Source organism: Siminovitchia sediminis, from assembly GCF_042680885.1.
In the GTDB taxonomy this organism is placed as follows: domain Bacteria; phylum Bacillota; class Bacilli; order Bacillales; family Bacillaceae_C; genus Siminovitchia; species Siminovitchia sediminis.
Genome location: NZ_JBHUEO010000062.1, coordinates 1 through 24,633, shown reverse-complemented (window position 1 = coordinate 24,633; position 24,633 = coordinate 1). Strand labels below are relative to the sequence as shown.

Genomic DNA, 24,633 nt, shown 5'->3' with positions numbered 1-24,633 from the left:
ATGAGCGATACAATCCATACAACCATCGGGGTAACAGGAATGACATGTGCTGCCTGCTCCAATCGTGTTGAAAAAGTGTTAAATAAAATGGATGGGGTGGAGGCACAGGTTAACTTAACGACAGAAAAAGCAACGGTACGTTACGATCCTAACAAAACCTCCCTGGATGCCATTACGCAAAAAATAGAGAATATCGGGTATGGTGTTCTGACTGAAAAGGCCGAGCTTGATGTATTTAGTATGACTTGTGCAGCCTGCTCCAACCGGATTGAAAAGGTGTTGAACAAGCAAGATGGAGTGAAACTCGCAACTGTTAACTTGACGACGGAAAGTGCGTTGGTAGAATACAATCCGGCAATAACGGATGAAAAAGCTTTAATTGGAAAAATTCAAAGTATTGGCTATGACGCAAAGCCAAAAGCAGAAGCTGAAGAAAAACAAACTTATAAAGAAAAAGAGCTGGGCCGCCTAAAGAAAAAGCTGATCATTTCAGTCTTATTATCATTTCCCCTATTGGTTACCATGCTGGATCATTTATTTGGCCTAAGTTTACCCGGTGTTTTCATTAATCCGTGGTTCCAGTTTGTTTTGGCAACTCCTGTTCAATTTATCATCGGATGGCAGTTTTACGTTGGGGCCTATAAGAATTTACGGAATGGCGGAGCCAATATGGATGTGTTAGTCGCTATGGGAACCAGTGCGGCGTACTTTTACAGCTTGTATGAAGCTTTCCGAACGCTTGGTAATCCGGACTATATGCCACATTTATATTTTGAAACGAGCGCAGTCTTGATTACATTGATTTTGTTTGGGAAATATTTGGAAGCCAGGGCTAAAAGTCAAACAACCAATGCATTATCTGAATTGCTCAGTCTACAAGCGAAAGAAGCCCGTGTTATCCGTAACGGTGAAGAAATGATGGTCCCTGTGGAAGAAGTTGTTGCCGGAGACCGTTTAATCGTAAAACCAGGTGAAAAAATACCTGTGGACGGTATTGTTGTAAAGGGAAGAACCTCTGTTGATGAGTCTATGTTAACCGGAGAATCCATCCCGATTGAAAAAGGCAGCGGACAGAAAGTCATCGGATCTACGATCAATAAAAATGGCTCTATTGAAATGGAAGCGACAAAAGTAGGAAAGGATACCGCTCTTTCTTCCATTATAAAAGTAGTCGAAGAAGCACAAGGATCTAAAGCGCCTATCCAAAGGCTGGCTGACGTCATATCAGGCTATTTTGTTCCGATTGTCATCGGTATTGCAATCCTTACTTTTGTCATCTGGATTGTCTTTGTCCAGCCGGGACAAATGGAACCTGCACTCGTTGCAGCCATTGCTGTCCTGGTGATTGCCTGTCCATGTGCGCTGGGACTGGCCACACCGACATCTATCATGGTTGGCACAGGAAAAGCGGCCGAAAGCGGAATTTTATTTAAAGGCGGTGAACACTTAGAGCGTACTCATGAAGTAAATACTGTAATTTTGGATAAAACAGGAACCATCACAAAAGGAAAACCGGAAGTAATGAATTTTTCGGGTGATGAAGAAACCCTACAGCTATTGGCCAGCGCAGAAAAAGGGTCTGAACATCCGCTGGCAGAAGCCATTGTGGCATACGCAACAGAAAAAGGGTTGGACTTTTTGGATGTTGAAGACTTCCATGCCGTACCCGGGCATGGGATCGAGGCGAAGATTTCTGAAAGATGGATTCTTGCAGGAAACCGCAAGTTAATGAAAGACCATCAAATTGATGTTGGAGATGCTGAACAAGTGATGGTTGAATATGAAACAAACGGAAAAACAGCCATGCTGATTGCCATTGACGGCCAGTATCGCGGAATCGTCGCGGTGGCAGATTCGATTAAAGAAACGGCTCCCGAGGCGATTAAACAGCTGAAAGCATTGGGAATTCATGTGGTCATGTTAACAGGAGATAACGAAAGAACCGCTCAGGCGATTGCGAAACAAGTGGGCATCGATCAGGTCATTGCCCAAGTCCTTCCTGAAGAAAAAGCAGATAAAGTAAAGGAACTTCAATTAAAAGGCAAGAAAGTAGCTATGGTGGGGGATGGGGTGAACGATGCACCGGCATTAGTGACGGCAGATGTCGGAATTGCCATTGGAACAGGAACCGAAGTAGCCATAGAAGCGGCAGATGTCACAATTCTTGGGGGCGAATTGCTCCTCATACCAAAAGCAATAAATATCAGCCACGCAACGATCCGAAATATTCGTCAAAATCTTTTCTGGGCATTCGGATACAATACAGCCGGTATTCCGGTTGCAGCTTTAGGATTTCTCGCACCGTGGATTGCCGGAGCAGCTATGGCATTAAGTTCAGTAAGTGTTGTTTCTAACTCGCTTCGATTGAAACGAGTGAAATTATAAAAAGAAGGATGATAAGGAGGTGAAAAAGTATGGAAAGGAAAACTTTAGATGTACAAGGCATGTCTTGCGGACATTGCAAAGCATCAGTAGAGGGAGCATTGAAAAAATTGGATGGCGTAAAAGCGGCGGAAGTGAACTTGGAAGCCGGAAAAGTAGATGTTACGTATGATGAATCAAAAGTTACAGTGGATGCTTTGAAAGAAGCCATTGAAGATCAAGGATACGATGTGGCATAATGATAAAAAAGCTGATTCTCCTTATGAGGGAATCAGCTTTTTTGCCTCTCATCAACAAACTTAATAACTGTTTTATTTTAAAAAACATGGTAAAATATGTTTAGGATTATCGGGATTGGGGTAAAAGAAATCGAGGCTTTTCGTTTAGTATTTTCTGCCTGCGGGTTGATCTTATTTAGGCGATTTTCTGCTGCATCAGGGCACTTCTGTTGGCAGGCTTGGCTGATGGGACTTTCCGTTGTCTGGGAGCAAGACCGAGGCGTTCTGTGCACCCGAAGGGTCCATCCTAATGATCCTAATCCCGGTTGGATTAATGCTGCTTTATTATTTTTACATCAAGCACTTTATTTTTTGTTTCTTGTTTACGTAACAACTTTAGTCTTATATACGATGATCCGTGTGTTAATGAGCCGCTATTTTTCTATATCATCTTTGATTCCGGCATGACCGTAAACAAGTATTCTATGAATTCGCGGTGACAGAAGGAATCACTCGCTTATTTTCAATATAAAAAAGCAACGCATAAAAAATTATACGTTGCTTTTTGCCGTTATTTTCATCATGTGTTCAAACATTTGTGGTCTTCCAAACTTGGCCCTCTGCCAAGCCGAAATGCAATCGGAATGCCGTGAGTGGGAGTCGAACCCACACGCCCTCTCGGACACTAGAACCTGAATCTAGCGCGTCTGCCTTTCCGCCACCACGGCAAAAAACTTACTCCGCTATTATAGCACAATGCTCAAAAAAATATAAGGATTTTTTTAAAAGTTTTTTAATAGATTCTTTCAGATGAACTGAGCGAAAAAGGTTGAAAAATATCCTAACGCCAAGGTGAAGAAACGACATAATATTCAAACAAAAGAACGTAAAATAGGGATTTAATGAGAAGCAAAACAGGCTTTTCCGGGTACATGGTTATTGGCTGTACAGCGAAAAGGCTTGTTTGGTTTGCGTTCTCTCATGATGATGACATTTTAGGGGGAATGTGGTCATGGGGGATAGTTATCCCAGTCGCAGCGAATATCAAAAAAATAAGAAAGATGGTCAAAGAAGAACAACCATCGTAAGTAAGCTGGCCATTCGTACAATCTTGTTTCTTATGATTTGCGGCCTTTTGTTAACAGGAATATTCGGTTTTACCGCAATGTCGTATGTAAAATCAGCACCCAAATTAAACCCGGAACTTCTTGGCTCTCCGCAGTCTTCGACCATTTATGATATGAATAATAAGAAAGTAATGGATGTGGCAGGAGAGGAATATCGGAAAATTGTACCTTTGGAAGACATTCCGAAGACGGTGCAAAATGCCTTCCTTGCTGTCGAGGATGCGCGGTTTTGGGAACATCAAGGAATTGATATGAAACGTGTAGCAGGCGCTGTTGCAGCAAATATCACAGAAGGTTTTGGGGCTGAAGGAGCCAGCACGATTACGCAGCAGCTTGTCAAAATTTCTTTTTTAACGCCTGAAAAAACAATGGAGCGGAAAGTGCAGGAAGCATACCTGGCTCTTAAGTTGGAGAGAAAGTACAGCAAAAAAGAAATATTGGAGATGTATTTGAACAAAGTTTATTTTGGAGAAGGGGCCTATGGTGTCGGAACAGCAGCAGAGGTGTACTTTGGAAAATCAGTAAAGGACTTGACGGTCAGTGAAGCAGCTTTACTGGCAGGATTACCTCAAAGGCCGAGCGGATACAACCCGTTTGAATATCCGGATCTTGCTGAAAAGCGAAGAAATACAGTTCTGGCATTAATGCAAAAAAATGGTTGGATTACGGAAAAGGAAAGAATAGAAGCTTCATCGATACCGGTAAAGGAAATGCTTACAGAGAAAAAACGTAAGCATACATATAACAGCTTTACAGATCGGGTGATAGAAGAGCTGAAGGAAAAAGGTTTTGATGAAGATGCACTGTACACACAAGGGTTGAAAATTTATACGACGCTTGATCCCAAAGCGCAGAAATTGACGGAAAAAGTTTTGAAAACAGACGAATATATTAACTATCCGGATGATCAATTCCGGGCGGGTGTTGTCCTTCTGGATACGCAGACAGGTGAAGTTCGGGCCATCGGGGGCAGCCGTGAGAAAGAAGAGAGTGTACAAAGAGGGTTTAATTATGCCACACACATTAAGCGCCAGCCTGGCTCGACAGCCAAGCCGATTATGGCATATGGACCGGTTATTGAAAAGCTGAAGTGGTCCACTTACGAGCAAATTAAAGATGAACCCATCGAATTGAACGGAAAGGTCTTTAAAAACTGGAATAATAAATTTCATGGCAATGTCTCCATGAGAACCGCTTTGCAATGGTCGTATAATATACCTGCAATTAAAGCAATGCAGGCAGCAGGAGAAAAAGAGGCTCAACATTTTGCTGCTGCGCTCGGTCTACACTTGGATGAAGTTTTTCCATCCTACGCCATCGGAGGATTTGAATATGGGGTTTCTCCTTTAGAATTGGCTGGTGCCTATGCAGCGTTTGGAAATAATGGAGTGTTTCATGAACCGCACACCGTAAGAAAAATCGTTTATCCGAACGGGAAGGAGAAAAACCTTCAGCCTGAACCTGTTCAGGCGATGAGTGATTACACAGCTTATATGATCACGGATATGCTCAAAACCGTTGTCAGATCAGGAACCGGTGAGATGGCCAACATCCCTGGCCTTCCAGTGGCCGGAAAGACAGGGACCAATGAGCTGCCCGACCATATTCATGGAAATGGAGTAACAGATGCCTGGTTTGCCGGATATACAACTCGCTACACTGCTGCTGTATGGACGGGATATGATGAGATCACGCAGGACAGCTTTGTACAAATGAAAGATTCTCATAATGCCAAATTGATATTTAAAGCCGTTATGTCTGAAATGTCAAAAGGTAAAGAGACTCCTGATTTTAAAATGCCTTCCTCCGTTGAAAAGGTGACAGTCGGGAATCAGGTTGAATTGTTTGTCAAAGGGACGAAGCCGATAAAGCCGGCGATTTCCGATAACCCGAAAAAAACCGAAGAAAAGGAACCAGTCATAAAGGATAAGGATGAAGAGGCAGGCGAGGAGGATGACAAAGAAGAAGAGGAAAAGCAGGAGCCAGTGAAAGAACCGGTGAAAGATTCTGAGAAAAAATCTGAGAAAGCGCCGGAGAAAAAACCTGCAGACGGAAATAGAGGGGATCAGCAAACACCAGAAAACCCCCAGCCTAAACCTAATAACCCGCCGAAGGAAAGTCCCGTGCAAAAGGATCCCAAGCCGCCTGCTGACAAGGAAGTACCGCCCGGAAATCCCGGCAATGACCAAGGCGGGCAGGGGAATAACAAAGCTCCAGTTCCCGAGCCGCCTCCTGCAACTGGAGGGGAAGGGCGTAAAGAACAGGGGAATGAAGGGCAGAAATCACAACCGCAGAAAGAAAGCCCGAATCAGGGGTAAGGTTCAGGAAAATAGGAACTGGCTGAGAGTAGCCGGTTCTTTTTTTATTTCCTGCCAATTATCTTTTTTTATTAATACACTTACAATGTAACCATATAGGCGTGTTAGGAGGATGGTTTGTGAAGTTATGGATGGATCTTATATTTTTATGTGTTTTAGGTTATTTCTTTTATAGGTTTATTCAAGTTTTAATAAAAATGAAACAGAAAGTGATTCTGCCGGCGAGTACTGAAGAGTTGGCAATGATTCGGAGGCATCCCGAAAAACCAGTGGAGGTTCCAACATATTCTAAGCAGAAAGCCGGCATTATACTAAGCGTTATAATGCTTATATTCGTGGCTGGTATGTTTATCGCTGGGGTGTTTGTTCAACCTTTTAATTGGTCATTTTATTTGCTTGTTTTTCTTCCTCTGACTTATTCTCACGATTTATTGAACATGTTTGCAATCATTCCTGATGGCCTGCTGTGCGGCAGCAGATTCATTTCGTGGAAGGACATCAAATCCTATGAGTTTGTTCCCATTGACCGAAACCATAAATATTATGGTTATTCAAGAGCAGTAAACGACGGCTATGAGTTAAAATTGAAAACAAGGGGATTTCCCGTTAGTTGCATGATAACGACTGATGAAATGAAAGAGAACCTTGCAGATGTATTGAATAAACACAAAACTCAGCAGGTTAACAGAAACAGTGAACAATCGCTGTAAAAAAGGGAAAAGCTGTCCAGAAAGAACTCTGGACAGCTGTATAACTAGTAACCGTCGGTTTCCCGGCTTTTCTTCACTGCATCTTCCACTGCTTTGTTCGCGTCTATGGAGCCTTGGCCAAATTTAGTCTGGCCTGTTTCTCGGCCTAGAACTTCATTTTTCTCCATATTTTCTAACTCTTTCATTTTCATTTCAATGCCTTCCTTCACCCGGCGCCCATAGTCTTCATCAGCTTGGGTAAAGTGCTCAATCATGGCGTCTTGAATACGTTTATCGCATACCGCAAGCGCATCGGACAAGTTTTTGATCAGTTCCTCACGCTCCCATTCTTCAAACGCACGGTATGTTTCACCCGCTTGTCCGTAATTATTTGGACGGTCAATCGGTGCGCTCACAGCAGCTGCGTTATATTCAGGCTGGTGCGGTAAACGGTCATCCTTGCCTGTTTCCTTATACCCTCCGAGCATGGACGGTTCATAGTTAATATGGGGATTCTTTTCCACTTCTTCTCTCGTACGAAAGTCCATCTGTCCCCTTTGCTGGTTCGATCGGACAGGAACTTTTGGAGCGTTTACAGGCAATTGCAGGTAGTTAGGACCTACACGATAGCGTTGTGTATCGGAATAAGAGAACGTCCGGCCCTGCAGCATTTTGTCATCAGAAAAGTCCATTCCGTCGACAAGCACCCCGGTACCAAAGGCTGCCTGCTCAATTTCAGCATGGAAATCTACAGGATTGCGGTTTAGAACCATGCGGCCCACAGGGAGCCACGGAAACTTGTCTTCCGGCCAAAGTTTTGTATTATCAAGCGGATCAAAGTCCAGTTCAGGATGATAGCCATCCTCCATAATCTGGACAAACAGCTCCCATTCCGGGTATTCTCCGCGTTCAATCGCCTCATATAAATCTTGTGTCGCATGCCCCACGTTTTTGGCTTGAATCTTTTCTGCTTCTTCCTGTGTCAGATTACGAATCCCTTGCTTTGGTTCCCAGTGATATTTGACCAGTACAGCTTCACCTTTGTCATTTACCCATTTATACGTATTGACACCGGATCCTTGCATATGCCGGTATGTAGCAGGGATTCCCCACGGAGAGAACAGAAATGTAATCATGTGTGTTGCCTCGGGTGAACGGGACACGAAATCAAACATGCGCTGAGGATGTGGCACGTTCGAAGCCGGATCAGGTTTAAACGCATGGATCATATCTGGAAACTTCATTGCATCACGGACAAAAAAGATTTTTAAATTATTCCCGACAAGATCCCAGTTTCCGTCTTCGGTATACATCTTTACTGCAAAACCGCGCGGGTCCCGTGCGGTTTCCGGTGAATCTTTCGCTCCTGCTACTGTAGAAAAACGAACCATGACCGGGGTTTTCTTCCCGGCTCCAGAAAACACTTTTGCCCGCGTATACTTTTCTACTGGCTCATCTCCCACTTTTCCGTATGTCTCAAAATATCCGAAGGCACCGGTTCCCCTGGCATGTACAACACGCTCAGGTATTTCTTCACGGTCAAAATGTGAAATCTTTTCAATGAAATGATAATTCTCAAGCGTTGCAGGTCCGCGATTTCCAATCGTCCGGATGTTCTGATTGTCCGTTACGGGGTGCCCCTGCCTAGTAGTCAGTGTTTCGCGCTGTATGTCCTGCTCATTTTGTTGATCTTTGTTTTCAGCCAAGGTAAAGCCTCCTCACGACAGTTTTTTTTACGTGATTAGTATGTCCTAAAAACATTCAATTATTATTTTGTTTATACCCCTCGGAAAATGAGACGAAACGTTATCAAGGGCTTCCAGGAATCTCATATGTTTGTCTCTCTGAAACTTTGGGTACTTTTTTGAAAATAACGGCAAAGAAAAAGTGGAATCAAGGAAGGTATTGAAATAGCGCCTGGTGTGATCATGGAAGGATATTATATAGTTTGCGGAATATCAGATGATAAGCGTTGGGATCTTTGTTTGCTATAAACAAAAAAAGTAACCTTCTGCTGCGGAGGTTACTTTTTTGGGCTATGTCTCAAACGGCAAAGCGGCAAACTTATAGCTGAGCATAAAGTGAATAGGCAGAAACGACTGTACCGGCAACGAAGTTTTACCTGTCATTTATTGAGGCTGCTTTTTAATTCCTTTAGGTAGGTATAAATAGTAAACGCCAGCTCCTTTGCCTCAGCTTCTTTTGAAGAACCGGTGAAAACATCCCCAAACGCTAATAAAATGGTTTCGAGCAGAGCTAATCTAGGCTGTTCGGACTTTAGTTCTTCTGCGAGAAATTCAATGTACTCGACAGCTTTTGAATCGTTTGTTACCGAGTTTGCAAAACTGGAGAGGCGTTCAATCAATGTTTCTTTGGTCAATGTATGATTGCTCCAATTGTAATCAGCAGGGAGCGGAAACTGTTGACCTATCAGTTGATCGTTTGTTTCCATCATATGAGCCATAATGGCCTCGATTCTCCTTAATACGAAGTAAATCAACTGATGCCGGTTGATATCCTTATTTAAATGATTCATACAAATATGTATATAATGTTTCATCATACCAGCTGTCATAATAGCGCCATCCATGGCATAGGGGGCTGCAATTTCGCCGTAAATATCAACCAGTCTTTTCGAAAGCCAGGCCAGTTCATAAATATGCAGTTTTTTAACAAACTCACTTAATTCCGGGTCTTCCGAATGAAAGATTGCTTCGTATAAAGGGATGAGATGTTGTTCCCGGTTGACTTCCATCCGAACGGCAATTTGCTTTACAAACACATCTATATCCGAAGGGTCTTTACCAATTAATAATTCCTGTCTCCTGGCAGAAGCTATATCGTGGGCATGAGCCAGTATCGAAATAAGGCACTCATTTTTTGAAGAAAAATAATTATAAAAGGTCCCTTTCGATATGTTGGATTCGTTTAAAATATCCTGAACAGATGTAGCGGCAAAGCCTTTTTCAATAAAAAGTTTTTGGGCTGCTAGTAAAACCCGTTGTTTCCGATCCTTCATCTCATCACCTTTGAACTGAGTGTATAATATAATATTAACTACTTTTTGCCTATTTATCAATGTTTCATCCATAAGTAAAATGTTTTTGTTGAAAAAGTTGAACACAGAGTATAAAATGTGATAGTAATGTATAGTTGAACGGTTTGGAGACATATGTTTGAAAGGATAAGGATGGATCGCAGAATGAATATAGAAGAATTACATAAGAAACCTCCCTATGGCATGATTGCCATACTTTTTTTTGGCGCATTTGTGGCATTTTTGAATAATACCTTACTGAACGTAGCTCTTCCGACAATTATGGAAGAATTTGATGTGAAACCAGCTATTGTTCAATGGCTGACAAATGGGTATATGCTTGTCAACGGGATACTCATTCCGGCCAGTGCCTTTTTTATTCAAAGGTTTACCAACCGGAATTTGTTTTTAACTGCTACATCGCTGTTTACGTTAGGGACAGCACTAGCTGCTTTTGCTCCTTCCTTTGGAGTACTGATTGCAGGAAGGATGATTCAGGCATCTGGTGCCGGTATGATGATGCCCCTCCTCATGAACGTCATGCTGACAGCATTTCCGGTAGAACGGAGGGGGACTGCCATGGGAATGTTCGGACTGGTTATTATGGCAGCGCCTGCGATTGGTCCGACGCTGTCCGGTTGGATTGTGGAGCATTATAGCTGGAGGACTCTATTTGAAATCATCCTTCCTTTTTCCATTATCGTTCTTGTTGTCGCATTCTTTAAATTAAAAAATATTACGCCTGTTCGTGATATTCAAGTGGACGTTTTGTCGCTGATTTTATCAAGTATTGGATTTGGAAGTATCTTATATGGATTTAGCACAGCCGGAGATAAGGGATGGGCAGTTCCTGAGGTATATGGGACGATCACCATTGGGGTGATTTCCATTGTGATCTTCATTTTCCGTCAGCTGTATATGAAAGATCCAATGCTGGAATTCAGGATTTATAAATATCCGATGTTTGCCTTATCATCGGTCATTATGGTGATTGTATCGGGTTCCATGTTTTCCGGGATGATTCTGACACCTATCTATGTCCAGACTGTAAGGGGAATATCCCCTTTTCATGCGGGAATTTTAATGCTTCCCGGTGCTATCTTAATGTCAGCGATGTCACCGGTCACCGGAAGGCTGTTTGATAAATACGGGGGACGGATCTTGGCTGCCATCGGCCTGGCGACAATGACTGTAACAACTTTCCTCTTCAGTCAATTGACAATGGAAACCGGCTATTATTACCTGATGGTACTGTACACGGTCCGGATGCTGGGAATGTCGCTTGTCATGATGCCGGTGATGACCAATGGCTTAAATCAGCTGCCTATGTCAGCCAATCCTCATGGAACGGCGATGAACAATACACTTCAGCAAATAGCTGGAGCGATTGGTACGGCAGTTTTGGTGACAGTAATGAATAACCGAATGGAAACGAAGGGGGAAGAGCTGGCCAAATCTGTTGCAGCCGCCGGTGAATCTCTAAACAACCAGGAATTGGTAAATGCATTGGAGCAGCAGGCTGCGTTGAGCGGAATTAATTTTGCATTCTTTATTTCAGCTCTTTTGGCAGCCGCCGCATTCTTTTTGGCACTGTTTATGAAGCGGTCGGCCCCTCCTCAAACGGACCAGTTATATGGAAAACAGGTTCAAACGAAATAATGGAAATCACTGTCGAAACTTATTCTTGCAATGAATGAGTTTCGATTTTTTTGTCTGTTCTGTGCTACGATTAATCGAAAAGAAAGCCTTACCAGGTGGTGAAATGCACTTGAATGATAAAAAGGACAGAGCAGACAGTGACCTTTTTGAATCGATTAATGATGAGGAAATGCAGGAGCTTGTCAGGTTAGCCCAAGAGGAATCGATGCAAAAGGAAGCCTTTGAAGAAGAATCACCGGTTCGAAGGTTTCCCAAATGGATGTTTTGGATCATATCTGTTGTCTTTCTCTTCAGTACATTTTCCTTTGTTATTCAATCTTACTCTATCCCGACTTTTGAATTTTTATCTGCATCCGCCAGGCTCTCGGCAGATCCGGAGATCCAAATTGTTAAAAAGGCAGTCGTCACAGTGGCTGCCGGGGACAGCAAGGGGACCGGATTTTCCATTGCAAGTGACGGAAGGATCTTGACGAACGCGCATGTGGTCGAAGGCCATGAGCAAGTAACTGTTGATTTTCCGGATAACGGAATATTTTTAGCGGATGTGGAGGCTGTATACGAACAGTCGGATCTGGCTTTATTAAAAGTAAAGGGAGATGGTTTGCCTTATCTGGAGCTGGCAGATGATCCGGAATTTATAGAGGGTGATCCTGTTATTTTTATCGGAAACCCGCTTCGGTTTCACGGGATTGCCAATAAAGGGGCGATCCTTGGTCCGACACAATTAAGCGGATGGGATGATGAGGTGATAATGATGAACGCCCCGGTTTATCGGGGAAACAGCGGCAGTCCGGTTATAGATCATGACGGCCAAGTCATCGGGGTGGTATTTGCTGTAATGGAGCACGAGGTATATGGCAAGGTTGGATTGTTTGTACCGATCGGATTGTTTCAGGATACAGCACCGTTGTAGTGAAAATGGAGAAAGTCTGGTATTTTACGATATGAGAAGGGTATATCATAAAAGAGATTTTCTGAGTGATATGTCCCTCAATAGTTTCCTGCAGTCGTGCAGGCTTGCTACTCTATGATCATACTAAACTATTAAATGGACTGCCTGCAATAAGACACTTGTTTTTATAATCATAACACCCTGACGGACCAATGTTACATACAGGTGCAGGAGGAGATAAGAATGTTAAGGAGAATGAAGCATACCCAGCGGTACCAGGAAATCATGAATGTTTTCTTGAAGAATGGACTCAGTCATTTTTTGTTTCGGTTAGGCTTGGTGGACCGTTCAAAAAAAGCACGGGATGAAGGAGAAAACGTAAACGCAAAGGATTTGGGTACCAGACTCTGTACCGCCTTGCAAGATTTGGGGCCAACCTTTATTAAGCTGGGACAGATTGCTAGTTCCCGGCGTGATATGATTCCTGAAGAGATTGCTTCTGAACTGGAAAAGCTGCAAGATGATGTTCAGTCTTTTTCCTGCGAGGAGGTGGCTGATATTATCGAACTTGAACTGGGAGAACCGGTGGACCGCCTTTTCATGGATTTTAACCAAACCCCACTTGCGACGGCTTCCATTGGACAGGTTCATGCAGCAAAGCTGTATACAAGTGAAGAAGTAGTGGTGAAAATTCAGCGGCCAGACATTCAATCCATGATTGATACAGATCTGGAAATTTTACTGGACTTGGCAAGGGGGATAGAAAAAAGACTCGAGTGGGCGAAAAGGTACCGGATCCGTGAAATGCTTGAGGAGTTTTCCAACTCTTTACGCAATGAGCTGGATTATGAATGGGAGGGCCGAAATGGAGAAAGAATTGCCAAGCAATTTTTGCATAATCCCGGCGTCCATATACCGAAAATATACTGGGATTATTCTACGAAAAAAGTGCTTACACAGGAAATGATTAGGGGAGTAAAAATCACCCATATCGATGAATTGGAACAAAAGGGGTATGACCGGAAAATCGTTGCGGAGCGGTTGGCTGATTCAATGTTTACTCAAGTGCTGGAGCATGGTTTCTATCATGGCGATCCGCATCCGGGGAATATATATGTCCTGCCACGAAATGTTGTGGCTTATTTGGATTTTGGCATGGTTGGACAATTGAGGGAAGAAATGAAAAATTACTTTGTTTCTCTATTTATTCATCTCCGTCAAGGAAGTTCCAGTGGAATGATTAAAACATTTAAGGACATGGATCTCCTGGATGAGGATACCAGTGTGGCGGAACTGAAGTATGATTTGGACCACTTGATTCATAAATATTATGATGCTTCGTTGAGTGAAATGAGTATCGGAGCAGCTCTCACGGATGTCTTTTCCGTGGCTTACCGGCATCGAGTGCGTATTCCTTCAGAAATGGTCATCCTTGGTAAATCCATATTGACAATGGAGGAAATCTTATACACATTGGACCCCGATTTTAGCATTATGAAGGCAGTGGAACCGTTCAGTGAAAAATTGTTCAAACAGAGATATGATCCAAGAAACATTTTAAGAAAGTCATTCGACGAGATGGTGGAAACGATAGACATTTTCCTGGAACTCCCGAAAGACTTGAAAGACATAACAACGAATGTAAAAAAAGGCAGGATGCGTTTGGACATCAATATTAAAGAGCTTCAGACTTTTCTCCAGCGTCTTGATAAAATCAGCAACCGGCTTTCCTTTAGTATCATTTTACTATCCTTCAGTATATTAATGGTTGGATTGATCATTGGAACAGCTATTGCCGATAAGTCAGCGCTCCTGTTCAGAATGCCTGTTATTGAAATCGGCTCAATCATTGCTGGACTCATGTTTTTGTTTATGATTTTTTCCATATTCAGGTCCGGACGGATGTAACGGTTTTAAACCAGGATCGGTTAGGGGCGGGATATGATCCCCGTCCTTTTTTAAATACCTTTCCGCTCGCAATATTCTTCTACCAAGTTCTCTATTTGATCGGGCTCCGGGTAATTTCCTGAAAATGTAAACTTCAGTTCCTCGATAAATGTCCCTTCCCGATACACGTGTACTGCTCCGTTTTGCTCAATAACGCTATATTCCGGCTCAAAAATGTAACCATTTCTCTCAATTGCCCCCATCGGTTTAACCTCCTCTGAAAATGCAATTCAATTTATTATGTCACATCCCAGGCTGCTGCATCCAAAAGGCAACACGAAATTCTCTATAGGATTAAATTTTGTAAGAGACAGGGGGAGTTGACAGCAGCTGCAGGCAAGCAGGCACCTCACAATAAAGCTCCAACTCCCATATAATCGCTTTATCGTACGGTGCAGGAAAAATAGTATTTGTGAAAAATTTCACAAATATGATATTTATCATCCCAAAGTGATGACGTTTATGTCTACCTGAAAGGTTGGAGGGCTTTTATGATAGAGATAACATCACTTAGGAGTGGATTACATGGATAAAGAGAAGACGAAAGAGCTGCGAAAAGGCGTAGCGGCCTTTGCAAAGTCGAACGCCAAAAAAAGTTTGATGCAAATAATGAATACGATCCCGCCGTTTTTGCTCTTATGGTTTCTGGCTTACCAAAGCTTATCAGTCTCTATTTGGCTGACGTTGGGAATAGCTGTAATTGCATCAGGCTTTGTCGTCCGGATCTTTATTATTTTTCACGACTGTACGCACGGATCGTTTTTCAAAAATAAAAAAGCAAATGATTTGCTTGGAACGCTGACAGGTATACTCACTCTATTTCCGTATGAAAAATGGAAGAGAGAGCATGCCATTCATCATGCATCCAGCTCCAATCTCGATAAGCGCGGAATTGGTGATATTTGGATGATGACGATCGACGAATATCAGCAAGCGTCCAATTGGGGACGAATCGGATATCGTTTTTACAGAAATCCGCTTGTTATGTTTGGATTGGGCCCGTTATATCTGGTTTTGGTTTCCAACCGCATTAATGTAAAAAATGCCAGGAAAAGAGAACGGACCAACACCTATTTGACGAATGCCATGATTATACTTTTATTTGGAGCCATGATTCTGGCTGTTGGATGGCAGGCTTTCCTCATTGTTCACGGGACGGTCATGTTTACCGCTGCATTACTGGGGATTTGGCTTTTCTATATACAACATACTTTTGAAGACTCTTATTTTGAAGATGAATCTGAATGGAATTACGTAAAAGCAGCGGTTGAGGGCAGCTCTTATTACAAATTGCCGCGCATCCTGCAGTGGGTTACGGGAAATATTGGTTTTCACCATGTACATCATTTATCGCCTCGTGTACCGAATTATCATTTGGAAGAGGCACACGAATCCAATCCTCCTCTGCAACATGCAACTACAATCACGATAAGGACGAGCCTCAAGTCACTGAAATTTAAATTGTATGATCCTGAAAATAAAACATTTGTGACTTTTAAGGATGCACAACGCCAGTTTAAAAAAGAGAAACAGCGGATGAATGTCAAGGCGAAGCAGATGAGTTTTAATACGAAATAAAAAGAGAAGCCATTCCACGGCGGCGGAATGGCTTTTCTTGTTTGAACATTGGTATAATAGGTCCATTAGACAGGAGTGAACAACTCGTATGGATAGCTGGTTTAGCATTTTTCCCAGAAATAAATGGCTGAGTATTTACGTTTGGGTTATTTTTTGCTTTCTGCCATTTTTCTTCATCTTCCGGTCATCCTCACCGGTTGAAATTTCTATTGGTATTACATTGCTGCTGTTATATTTTTTATCGTACCGGTTTTCATACAAATCGAAAAGCGGCCTTGTCTATATGTGGGTCAGTTTCGAAATCGTGATCAACGTGGTGATGACCCTGTTGTTCGGCTATGTATATTTAGCCATATTTACTGCCTTCTTTATTGGGAATATCCGAAACCCGGTCGGATTTTACATTATTTACGGTCTGCATATTGCCTTTACAGTCGGAGCTGTTGCAGCAGGATTTTTTATCGATATTGATTTATTCCTCCCCCAGATACATTTTGTTTTGGCTTCGGTATTGGGAACGGTGCTGTTGCCTTTTAATCTATATTATCGAAATAAACAAATCAATCTGGAAGGGCAGCTGGAACATGCGAATGAGAGAATTTCTGAATTAATTGTACATGAGGAGAGGGAGCGGATTTCAAGAGACCTGCATGATATTCTCGGTCAAAAGCTGTCATTGATCGGTTTAAAGAGCGACTTGGCTGGCAGGCTTGTTTATCGGGACCCGCAGGCAGCCGAAAAAGAACTTCAGGATATTAGGCAGACCGCCAGTACCGCACTTCGTGAGGTTCGGGAACTTGTGGCGGATATGCGTACAGCCAAGCTTGAAAATGAATTGATCAGAGTAAAGCAAATGTTTCAAGCGGCTGAAATGGATCTTACTATAGAAGGAAACCCGGCTTTTCCACAGATACCTGCTATTGCTGAAAGTGTATTAAGCATGTGTCTAAAGGAAGCTGTAACGAATATTGTAAAACACAGCCAGGCGACATCTTGCCGTATTTCCTTTAAACAATTGGCTGATGACTATGTTGTTACAGTGGAAGATAATGGAATAGGAATAAGCAGCGGTAAAAACAGGCAGCATGGAAGTGGTTTAAGCGGCATGAGGGAGCGTCTTGAATTTGTGAATGGCAGCCTGCATATAGACGAAATAGAAGGTACAAAGCTGACGATCCGCATACCGGTTGTTCTCACACATATTATGAAGGAGGATGATTGATCTGATTCGCATCGTCATTGCTGAAGACCAAGGGATGATGTTGGGTGCACTTGGTTCTTTGTTGAATATGGAAGAGGACATGGAAGTCATTGGACAAGCAAAAAACGGTGAAGAAGCGGTCAAGCTTGTACAGACTCTTGAGCCTGACGTCTGCATCATGGATATTGAAATGCCCATAAAAACAGGATTGGAAGCAGCGCAGGAACTTAAGGGTTCTTCCTGTAAAATTGTGATTCTTACCACCTTTGCAAGGGCCGGCTATTTTGAACGCGCACGAAAAGCTGGTGTTCGCGGTTACTTGTTAAAAGACAGCCCCATTGAAGAACTGGTATCTGCTATACGCCTGATCAAGGACGGGCGGCGCATGTATGCACCGGAACTGGTTGATATTGCCTATGAAGACAGTGATTATATGGAAAATCCACTAACTGACCGGGAAAGTGAAGTGCTCAGCCTTCTTGCTGAAGGAAAGACCACGAAAGAAATTGCCAAAGAATTATTTTTAACACCGGGTACTGTCCGAAACTATATTTCCTCTATTTTTGATAAGCTTGAAGTGGGAAACAGAATCGAAGCCATTTCGCGCTTTAAGGAAAAGGGCTGGTTTAAATAGTCTGTCTAAATGAAGCAAAATTCTTCACAATCGGTTAATGGGAAGGTATGATGAATCAGAATGAATTTAGCAGGATGAGCGGTGAAAAACTATAAACGTTTGTTGGGGGGGGAGTATGTAAATGAGTACGATAAGTAAGAAACTTTATGATTATCTGATAGAAAATATAGATGCTATTTCCGAAGAATGGCTTTCCTACCGAATACAAGACAAAGGTTCCATTTATTCCATTGATGCGGGCAAAGAAGCGGAATCTACTTTAAAGGAGCAAAATCATCTAACGAATATAACTGTAGCAGCAAGTCTGTTGGAGGATAACCACTCATTTGAAGACAGTAAAAAAAGATGGGCTCAAATTGTCGCAGAAAGCAGAGTGAGCAGCAATACACCGATTCCAAAAGTACTGGAAGCTTTGAACAATGCCAGAAAAGTATATTGGAGATTTGTGGCCAGGTTTGTAGAATTAAACGAAAACGAAGTGAGTAAAAAAGATGTAATGGCTTGGAGCGATGCCATTAACAGAGCATTTGATGATTTGATCACAGAGTTTTCCAGGCGTTACAACAAACTGATGAATACGAAGCTGTCCGCCCAATCAAGTTTGATTGATGAGCTCAGCTCTCCCGTCATAAAAATCAATGCTGATATTGGAATTCTGCCATTGGTTGGCGATATAGATACATTGCGGGCGAAGAAAATTTTTGATTATGTTCCGGAAAAATGCACGGAAGTTCAAATAACTCATCTATATATTGATCTTTCAGGAGTTTCTATTATTGATACAATGGTTGCTCACCAAATGTATCAACTTACACAAACTCTGAATCTCCTTGGGGTTCAATCGACAATTACTGGAATTCGGCCGGAAATCGCTCAAACGGCCATTCAGCTGGGCTTGGACTTTTCAAAAATTGATACATATAGTTCCCTGCAGCAGGCATTAAAATCAAAGTTTGCAATTGTGCCGGAAGGTTAAAACAAAAAAAGGCGGTACCCATGGACTGGACATATTTTTGACAGTTCTGTTCAGGGACTGATCGCCTTTTTTTTTATATTGATATTTTTTGAGTACTAGATTTAACATCCGAATGTACAAATTAGGATCAACAGTCCACCCATACTTCCTTATCTGTTTTTCCTGATGAAATAATGAAGCTTAACCCGATCATACACTTCAGCCATGCACCTTGAGTATTTCCGCCAAACAATGCGGGCAAGCCTGCAAAGAATCAAATCGTTCCCAGGCTTGAGATCTTTCTTCCAGAAGATCAGCTTGTTGAAATCAAAAAGGCGATACTTTCCCATTTAGGAACCTTTTATTCTCTCACTATATGACATATTCCTTGCTGAGCAGTCCTTCAATTTCAACTTGTGAAAGCGGCGGGCTGTACAAATATCCTTGTCCAAGGCTGCATCCGTTTTGCAAAAGGAAGTTGGCCTGTTCTTCTGTTTCAATTCCCTCCGCAATCAATCCAAAATCCAGATTGTTTCCCATTTCAATAATCGTTTTTACGACGGAGGCTGTGTTGGGATGGTCCACCATTTTCTGAACAAAGGATTTATCAATCTTTACAACATCAATGGGCAGGCTGCTCAGTACACTCAGTGAAGAATATCCCGTTCCGAAGTCATCTATGGATACCTTGATGCCGATGTTTTTCAATTTCCTGATCACCGTGAAGGATTGATTGATTTTTTGCATGACACTTTCTGTAATTTCCAGCTCCAAATATTTGGGGGGCAGTAAATTCTTGTTTAATGATTCATGAATCAACTCAATAAATTGGTGATCTTCAAACTGCAAGGCTGAAACATTTACGGCAATTTTTATACGGATTCCGGCCGCTTGCCATAATCTGATCTGTCTGCATGCCTCCTGGATCACCCAATTTCCGATCGGGATGATCATCCCGGAGTTTTCAGCCGCAGGTATAAACTCGTATGGAGAGATGGGACCCAACTCGGGATGTCTCCAACGAAGCAAGGCTTCCACCCCAACGATCTTCCTGCTATTTAAATGTACTTGGGGCTGATAATAAAGTTCAAACTCATTATGGTGCAGTGCCTGTTTCAATCCTTGTTCAATCTTGGCATTTCTACATGAAGCTTTGTCTTGTTCCAATTTGTATAACTGCATTTGGTTATAGCCTTTCTTTTGAGCTGAAAGCATCGCCTGATAGGCTTTTCTTATTAATAATGAACCGGTATCACCATCTTTTGGAAAGAGGCTGATCCCCATACTTGTGGTCGCAAACCATTTTTTTTCGTTAATAATAAATGGTTTTGCCAATACATTTGCCAGATGTCGGGCGGTTTCGGTGACTAATGACTCATCTATATCATCCAATAAAACCATAAATTCATCTCCGCCGTGTCTCGCTACAACACAATGGGAGGGGAGGTGCCCCGTCAATCGTTCCCCGATCTTTTTCAAAAGTGTGTCCCCGTATTCATGTCCCATGGTATCATTGATCCATTTGAACCGATCCAAGTCTATAAACAGCACTGCAAGCTGGCGGCCGCTCTTCCGGCATCGAAGGACAGATTCATTTAATTGCTGCAGGAACTTTATTTGGTTGGGCAGGCCGGTTAGTGGATCATAAAAAGTCATGTGTCGTTTACGCTCTTTGATCCCAATCATGTGCATCCACCCAATCATTCCCAAGTTGATGATTATCATACCCGCTAATACGGTGCCGAAGGGAATGGAAAAATCCCATGTGCCGGGTATAACTGTCTTCTGAAGTGTCATGGATTTCATACTGAGCACATGTGTAAGACACAAGCAGGAAGCCAACAGGGCTGTTGCCGGGATATGAAAAGGTGAAAAATGTCCATACATTGTCTTCGTAAAGAAAAACATGGAAATGAACGATAAACTAATAGCAGTAATGATGGTCAAAATGATAAATACTGAATTATAGCTAATGAGTAGATTTGCTGCAATACTGTAAGTTCCAATATAATGCATAAGGGTGATACCGATACCCAAGAGAACTGCAGCAGAGACCAGGGCAAAAAATGCAGGGTCCCTGGATGTGAAAATATAAAACGAAGCATACGATAAAAGTATAACTGCAATGAGTGAAATAACCATTGCAGGAGCGCTGTATATAATTTTTTCCCCGGTTTCCCCCGAAAGCTGGGCTGTATAATGCATGGACCAGATCCCTGCTCCCATGATGAAAGCACTTGTTGCCAGTCCCTGTTTTTTTTTGCGGGATTGTTTTTGGCGAGCTGCCATACTTAGCAAATCAAGTGTTATGACACTTGTAAAGAAGGAGATTAAAATAGAAATCAGGAAGATTAAATGGTTGTCTGCAAACAATATTCTGTCCATAACGAAAAACCTCGTTCCAAGTGGAATTTGATAAAATCCATTGAATCTTTCATAGACTTGTATCGGCGTTTCAATCATTTTGTAAATAGGTATTTCTGACTGAGGATATTTGTGCATCCCTCTTGGCAAGACTTTCTATTAGTTTCAGTCTATAGTTCAACATTTTAGTGAAATTTCAACCGTGTCTTGGGCTAAATAGGAATTTCATATTATAATGGTAGATGAGATGATCGAGTGAAACGGCTTCGGGGCCGATAGAATAAAAAAAGACGGGCCAGGGGCTCAGTTAGATAAGGGGTCAGGATAACATGATACTCAGCAAAGCAGAAACACACGAAGGACAGGTAAAGACCGGACAAGTTGCCGGAATCTTTGCCGACCTCATGGCGCTTTTTAAAGGAATAGTACTGATTGCGAATGCACTTCCTATTTTTGCAGGATTTTGGCTTGCATCAGTATTTATGGATGTACCATTTTCCCTTTATGTGAATGAGTTTTTTCTGACTATGGTTGGGGGAACTCTTGTAATGGCAGGAGCACTAGTCCTTAATAACTGGTATGAAGTGGACTTGGATACGGTCATGGAAAGAACTAAAATTCGGCCGACGGTTACAGGACGGATCTCGCTTAAGACTGTGCTCATACTGGGAATTGTATTGAGTATATTGGGAATGGTTCTTTTAGCTCTCACAACATGGGAAGCTGTAGTATATGCTTTTATTGGCTGGTTTACGTATGTGATCATGTATACCATGTGGACTAAGCGTAAGTACACATTGAATACAGTCATTGGAAGTATTTCAGGAGCAGTGACGCCTTTGATCGGATGGGCTGCCATCGCTCCGGCAAACCATATTGTACCGGTTGTGCTGTTTCTCATTCTGTTTATCTGGCAAATGCCGCACACGTTCGCCATTGCTATGAAAAGGCACGATGAATATAAAGCAGCAGGTGTCGCGATGCTTCCGGTGATCCGCGGGTTTGCCATGACGAAACGCCAGATTTTTGTTTATGTTGCATGCCTGCTGCCATTGCCATTCTTTCTTGTTCCGCTTGGCACAACTTTTATCATGGTCGCGACGCTGATGAATGTTGTGTGGCTGGGGCTGGCCATTGCAGGATTTTTTGTGAAAGATGATATGAAGTGGGCGCGGATCAACTTCGTTGTTTCGGTAAATTATATTGCGATTTTCTTTATTATGTCTATACTGGCAACATTGTAAATGAAGAGGAGTTATGTGACTCCTCCTTTTGTTTTTACCGGCCGGCATTTTGGTTTTTTGGTCCGTTATGTTCGCGCATAAATTTTTATCAGCAATTGAAAGGGTTTTTGGAATGTCGAAGCATTTTTTTGAACGAAAGCAGGCTGAAACAGGTGTGATATTAAATGAGGTGCAGAAAAAGGCAGTCCTTCAGACAGAAGGGCCGCTGCTTCTACTGGCTTCTCCAGGATCAGGAAAAACTACAACGATGATCATGCGAGTGGGTTATTTAATACAAGAAAAAGATGTTTCGCCGTCCAGAATAAAAGCTGTTACATTCAGCAGGGCTTCGGCCAACGATATGAGGGAACGCTTTAAGCAGTTTTTTCCGGAGCTGGCGCCCGTTGATTTTTCAACCATCCATAGTTTGGCATTTGAAATTGTAAGAGAGCAATTATACATAGAACGGGTTAACTTTCAAATTATCGAAGGGAAAACCGCAGATGGCTTAAACAAAAAAATGATTTTGCGAAAGCTGTTTGAATCTGTGGTGGGAGAGATGATGACTGATGACCAATTGGAAGAACTGATGACTTATATCAGTTTTATAAAAAATAAAATGATACCCAAAGAAAATTGGCATTCTGTCAAATGTACCGTTCCAAAATCAGCGGAGATTCTTCGTAAGTATGAGAAATGTAAACAGTCGGATACGAATAAGCTTCTGCTCGACTTTGATGACATGCTGGTAATGGCCAATGACATACTAGAAAATGAACACAAGCTTTTAAAGAAATATCAGGGCAGGTACGATTATATACTTACGGATGAAAGTCAGGATACATCCCTTTTACAGCATCAATTGATTGAAAAGCTGGTGAGGGAGCATCAGAACCTTTGCGCAGTGGCTGATGATGACCAGTCCATATACAGTTGGAGGGGAGCGGAGCCTTCTTATCTGCTCGGCTTTAAGAAAGTTTACCCGGAGGCAACAGTTTTGTTTATGGAGCAGAATTACCGGTCCTCTAAAGACATTGTGGAAACGGCCAATACGTTTATTAAGCAAAATCAAAACCGCTATGCAAAAAATATGTTTACGCACAATCCTTCCATACAGCCTATTATATTTAAGAAATTTTCTGATTACAAGCATCAAGTGAAATATTTGGTGAAAGAAATGAAAGATGAAGAAAATTGGTCCGATATTGCTGTATTATACAGGAACCATTCATCATCCATTAGTTTGATCAATACATTTGAGAGAGCCGGTATCCCATTTATCGTAAAAGATGCGGACAGTCGATTTTTCTCCCATTGGGTTGTCCGGGATATCCTGAATTTTATGCGGATGACTTATACGGATAAGCGGCCGGAAATCCTGGAGAAAATTTTCACGAAATTGAACGGCTATATTACGAAAAAACAAATGATAGCCTTAAAGCGTATTCGAAACAATGAATCGGTCTTTGATAACCTGATCGACTATGTTCAGCTGAAGGATTACCAGGTTGATAAGTTATTGGAATGCAAGGAAACCTTCCGGCAAATGAAGGGGATGCCGCCGCTCCACGCGATTCATGTAATTCGGGGTCGGCTTGGATATGACAAGGCCATTGATCGTATGTGTGAACGCCTTGGCTTTCGGAAGGAAAATTTGGCAGGTATTTTAAATACGCTGGAGGAGATTGCCATGGATCTAAAAACCATGGAGGAGTTCGCTGCTCGGTTGAAACATCTGGAAACAACATTAAAAACCTCAAAATACCAGGATTCCGAAAATGCGGTGACATTTTCTACTTTTCACAGTGCTAAAGGGCAGGAGTTTGAAAAAGTATATATGATTGACTTAATGGATGGTGTCATTCCTTCTTCAGAAGATAGAAAAGGGGATTTGGAAGAAGCGGTCCGGTTATTTTATGTTGGTATGACACGTGCAAAGCGGCACCTGGAATTGATTACTTATCAGCAGAGGGACGGTTCGAAAGAAATCGAATCTCCGTTCGTAAGGGATGTTTGGAACATTGTCCATCCCTCAAAGCAGATCAGAGTTGAACCAAAAGTACAGGAACAAACGGCGAAGCAGAAGGCCGCAGCTTTGAACCCCAATGCCATTGGCCAGCAATCAGAGCTGCAAACGGGTATGAAAATCTGCCACAAAATTTTTGGACACGGCATGATAAAATCAATGGATGGTGATTCGGTCCATATTCAATTTTCAAAACAGAAAAAAGTATTGTCTATTGCCATGTGCCTGGAACGGGGGCTGCTTGAGCCTGAAAAATGAAAAAAGGGGCTGTCCAGAAAGTCAGTAAAAACTGATTTTCTGTGACAGCCCTATTTTGTTTAGTTCTAAAAAAGGCATACAAAAAAATCGCCCTTTCTAGTAAAATGTAAGTTACCACACCAACA

At 42.2% G+C, this 24,633-nt stretch carries 17 protein-coding genes and 1 tRNA gene; 13 read left to right on the top strand and 5 right to left on the bottom strand.

Annotated features, from left to right (window positions below):
* Positions 1 to 2,385 carry a heavy metal translocating P-type ATPase gene (locus ACFSCZ_RS15795; RefSeq protein WP_380775188.1) on the top strand — a complete coding sequence of 795 codons (2,385 nt, stop codon included), beginning with the start codon at positions 1 to 3 and terminating at the stop codon, positions 2,383 to 2,385.
* Between the two features lie 29 nt (positions 2,386 to 2,414).
* Complete coding sequence (copZ, locus tag ACFSCZ_RS15790; protein WP_380775186.1) at positions 2,415 to 2,621, top strand: copper chaperone CopZ; 207 nt, start codon at positions 2,415 to 2,417, stop codon at positions 2,619 to 2,621.
* A gap of 624 nt (positions 2,622 to 3,245) precedes the next feature.
* Here copZ and ACFSCZ_RS15785 read toward each other — a convergent pair.
* Positions 3,246 to 3,328: transfer RNA gene (locus ACFSCZ_RS15785), tRNA-Leu, on the bottom strand.
* A gap of 284 nt (positions 3,329 to 3,612) precedes the next feature.
* Between ACFSCZ_RS15785 and ACFSCZ_RS15780 the strand changes: the two genes are divergently transcribed.
* Both ACFSCZ_RS15780 and ACFSCZ_RS15775 read left to right on the top strand, forming a co-directional pair.
* On the top strand, positions 3,613 to 6,045 hold the full coding sequence (locus ACFSCZ_RS15780) for a transglycosylase domain-containing protein (protein ID WP_380775184.1): 2,433 nt from the start codon (positions 3,613 to 3,615) through the stop codon (positions 6,043 to 6,045).
* 119 nt (positions 6,046 to 6,164) lie between these two features.
* The gene (locus ACFSCZ_RS15775; protein ID WP_380775180.1) at positions 6,165 to 6,755 is read left to right on the top strand and encodes a hypothetical protein; all 591 of its coding nucleotides are present in this window, start codon (positions 6,165 to 6,167) and stop codon (positions 6,753 to 6,755) included.
* Positions 6,756 to 6,799: 44 nt separating this feature from the next.
* Here the strand turns inward: ACFSCZ_RS15775 and ACFSCZ_RS15770 are convergent, their stop codons facing one another.
* Together ACFSCZ_RS15770 and ACFSCZ_RS15765 are read right to left on the bottom strand one after the other, a co-directional pair.
* Positions 6,800 to 8,440, bottom strand: a complete 1,641-nt coding sequence (locus ACFSCZ_RS15770; protein ID WP_380775175.1) for a catalase — start codon at positions 8,438 to 8,440, stop codon at positions 6,800 to 6,802.
* Between the two features lie 419 nt (positions 8,441 to 8,859).
* Positions 8,860 to 9,753 carry a TetR/AcrR family transcriptional regulator gene (locus tag ACFSCZ_RS15765; protein WP_380775171.1) on the bottom strand — a complete coding sequence of 298 codons (894 nt, stop codon included), beginning with the start codon at positions 9,751 to 9,753 and terminating at the stop codon, positions 8,860 to 8,862.
* A 183-nt stretch (positions 9,754 to 9,936) separates the two neighbouring features.
* On the opposite strand from ACFSCZ_RS15765, the gene ACFSCZ_RS15760 reads away from it, so the two are divergent.
* From ACFSCZ_RS15760 to ACFSCZ_RS15750, 3 genes are all read left to right on the top strand, one after another.
* Positions 9,937 to 11,430 (top strand): DHA2 family efflux MFS transporter permease subunit, encoded by a 1,494-nt coding sequence (locus ACFSCZ_RS15760; protein WP_380775169.1) that lies wholly within the window; start codon positions 9,937 to 9,939, stop codon positions 11,428 to 11,430.
* Positions 11,431 to 11,533: 103 nt separating this feature from the next.
* Positions 11,534 to 12,343 carry a S1C family serine protease gene (locus ACFSCZ_RS15755; RefSeq protein WP_380775167.1) on the top strand — a complete coding sequence of 270 codons (810 nt, stop codon included), beginning with the start codon at positions 11,534 to 11,536 and terminating at the stop codon, positions 12,341 to 12,343.
* 222 nt (positions 12,344 to 12,565) lie between these two features.
* Complete coding sequence (locus ACFSCZ_RS15750) at positions 12,566 to 14,230, top strand: ABC1 kinase family protein (protein ID WP_380775165.1); 1,665 nt, start codon at positions 12,566 to 12,568, stop codon at positions 14,228 to 14,230.
* A 50-nt stretch (positions 14,231 to 14,280) separates the two neighbouring features.
* Here ACFSCZ_RS15750 and ACFSCZ_RS15745 read toward each other — a convergent pair whose 3' ends face one another.
* Complete coding sequence (locus tag ACFSCZ_RS15745; protein ID WP_380775163.1) at positions 14,281 to 14,472, bottom strand: YbxH family protein; 192 nt, start codon at positions 14,470 to 14,472, stop codon at positions 14,281 to 14,283.
* Between the two features lie 322 nt (positions 14,473 to 14,794).
* On the opposite strand from ACFSCZ_RS15745, the gene desA reads away from it, so the two are divergent.
* From desA to ACFSCZ_RS15725, 4 genes are all read left to right on the top strand, one after another.
* Positions 14,795 to 15,847 (top strand): Delta(5) desaturase DesA, encoded by a 1,053-nt coding sequence (gene desA, locus ACFSCZ_RS15740; RefSeq protein ID WP_380775161.1) that lies wholly within the window; start codon positions 14,795 to 14,797, stop codon positions 15,845 to 15,847.
* Positions 15,848 to 15,935: 88 nt separating this feature from the next.
* Positions 15,936 to 17,069, top strand: a complete 1,134-nt coding sequence (locus tag ACFSCZ_RS15735) for a sensor histidine kinase (RefSeq protein ID WP_380775159.1) — start codon at positions 15,936 to 15,938, stop codon at positions 17,067 to 17,069.
* Position 17,070: 1 nt separating this feature from the next.
* Positions 17,071 to 17,682, top strand: a complete 612-nt coding sequence (locus ACFSCZ_RS15730) for a response regulator (RefSeq protein WP_380775295.1) — start codon at positions 17,071 to 17,073, stop codon at positions 17,680 to 17,682.
* A 121-nt stretch (positions 17,683 to 17,803) separates the two neighbouring features.
* A complete protein-coding gene (locus tag ACFSCZ_RS15725; protein WP_380775157.1) occupies positions 17,804 to 18,658 on the top strand; it encodes an STAS domain-containing protein in 855 nt (284 codons plus the stop codon).
* Positions 18,659 to 19,009: 351 nt separating this feature from the next.
* On the opposite strand, the gene ACFSCZ_RS15720 is transcribed toward ACFSCZ_RS15725, so the two are convergent.
* On the bottom strand, positions 19,010 to 21,139 hold the full coding sequence (locus ACFSCZ_RS15720; RefSeq protein WP_380775155.1) for a putative bifunctional diguanylate cyclase/phosphodiesterase: 2,130 nt from the start codon (positions 21,137 to 21,139) through the stop codon (positions 19,010 to 19,012).
* A gap of 191 nt (positions 21,140 to 21,330) precedes the next feature.
* On the opposite strand from ACFSCZ_RS15720, the gene cyoE reads away from it, so the two are divergent.
* On the top strand, positions 21,331 to 22,245 hold the full coding sequence (gene cyoE / locus ACFSCZ_RS15715; RefSeq protein WP_380775153.1) for a heme o synthase: 915 nt from the start codon (positions 21,331 to 21,333) through the stop codon (positions 22,243 to 22,245).
* Positions 22,246 to 22,357: 112 nt separating this feature from the next.
* On the top strand, positions 22,358 to 24,508 hold the full coding sequence (locus ACFSCZ_RS15710) for an ATP-dependent helicase (protein ID WP_380775151.1): 2,151 nt from the start codon (positions 22,358 to 22,360) through the stop codon (positions 24,506 to 24,508).
* The last annotated feature ends 125 nt before the right edge of the window (positions 24,509 to 24,633 follow it).

Excerpts from the sequence above, each read along its gene's own strand:
- ACFSCZ_RS15795 (WP_380775188.1), top strand. The coding sequence starts at position 1 with ATGAGCGATACAATCCATACAACCATCGGGGTAACAGGAATGACATGT.
- ACFSCZ_RS15745 (WP_380775163.1), bottom strand. The coding sequence starts at position 14,472 with ATGGGGGCAATTGAGAGAAATGGTTACATTTTTGAGCCGGAATATAGC.
- ACFSCZ_RS15725 (WP_380775157.1), top strand. The coding sequence starts at position 17,804 with ATGAGTACGATAAGTAAGAAACTTTATGATTATCTGATAGAAAATATA.
- ACFSCZ_RS15765 (WP_380775171.1), bottom strand. The coding sequence starts at position 9,753 with ATGAAGGATCGGAAACAACGGGTTTTACTAGCAGCCCAAAAACTTTTT.
- desA (WP_380775161.1), top strand. The coding sequence starts at position 14,795 with ATGGATAAAGAGAAGACGAAAGAGCTGCGAAAAGGCGTAGCGGCCTTT.
- ACFSCZ_RS15780 (WP_380775184.1), top strand. The coding sequence starts at position 3,613 with ATGGGGGATAGTTATCCCAGTCGCAGCGAATATCAAAAAAATAAGAAA.
- cyoE (WP_380775153.1), top strand. The coding sequence starts at position 21,331 with ATGATACTCAGCAAAGCAGAAACACACGAAGGACAGGTAAAGACCGGA.
- ACFSCZ_RS15720 (WP_380775155.1), bottom strand. The coding sequence starts at position 21,139 with ATGCACAAATATCCTCAGTCAGAAATACCTATTTACAAAATGATTGAA.
- copZ (WP_380775186.1), top strand. The coding sequence starts at position 2,415 with ATGGAAAGGAAAACTTTAGATGTACAAGGCATGTCTTGCGGACATTGC.
- ACFSCZ_RS15755 (WP_380775167.1), top strand. The coding sequence starts at position 11,534 with ATGCACTTGAATGATAAAAAGGACAGAGCAGACAGTGACCTTTTTGAA.
- ACFSCZ_RS15710 (WP_380775151.1), top strand. The coding sequence starts at position 22,358 with ATGTCGAAGCATTTTTTTGAACGAAAGCAGGCTGAAACAGGTGTGATA.
- ACFSCZ_RS15760 (WP_380775169.1), top strand. The coding sequence starts at position 9,937 with ATGAATATAGAAGAATTACATAAGAAACCTCCCTATGGCATGATTGCC.
- ACFSCZ_RS15735 (WP_380775159.1), top strand. The coding sequence starts at position 15,936 with ATGGATAGCTGGTTTAGCATTTTTCCCAGAAATAAATGGCTGAGTATT.
- ACFSCZ_RS15750 (WP_380775165.1), top strand. The coding sequence starts at position 12,566 with ATGTTAAGGAGAATGAAGCATACCCAGCGGTACCAGGAAATCATGAAT.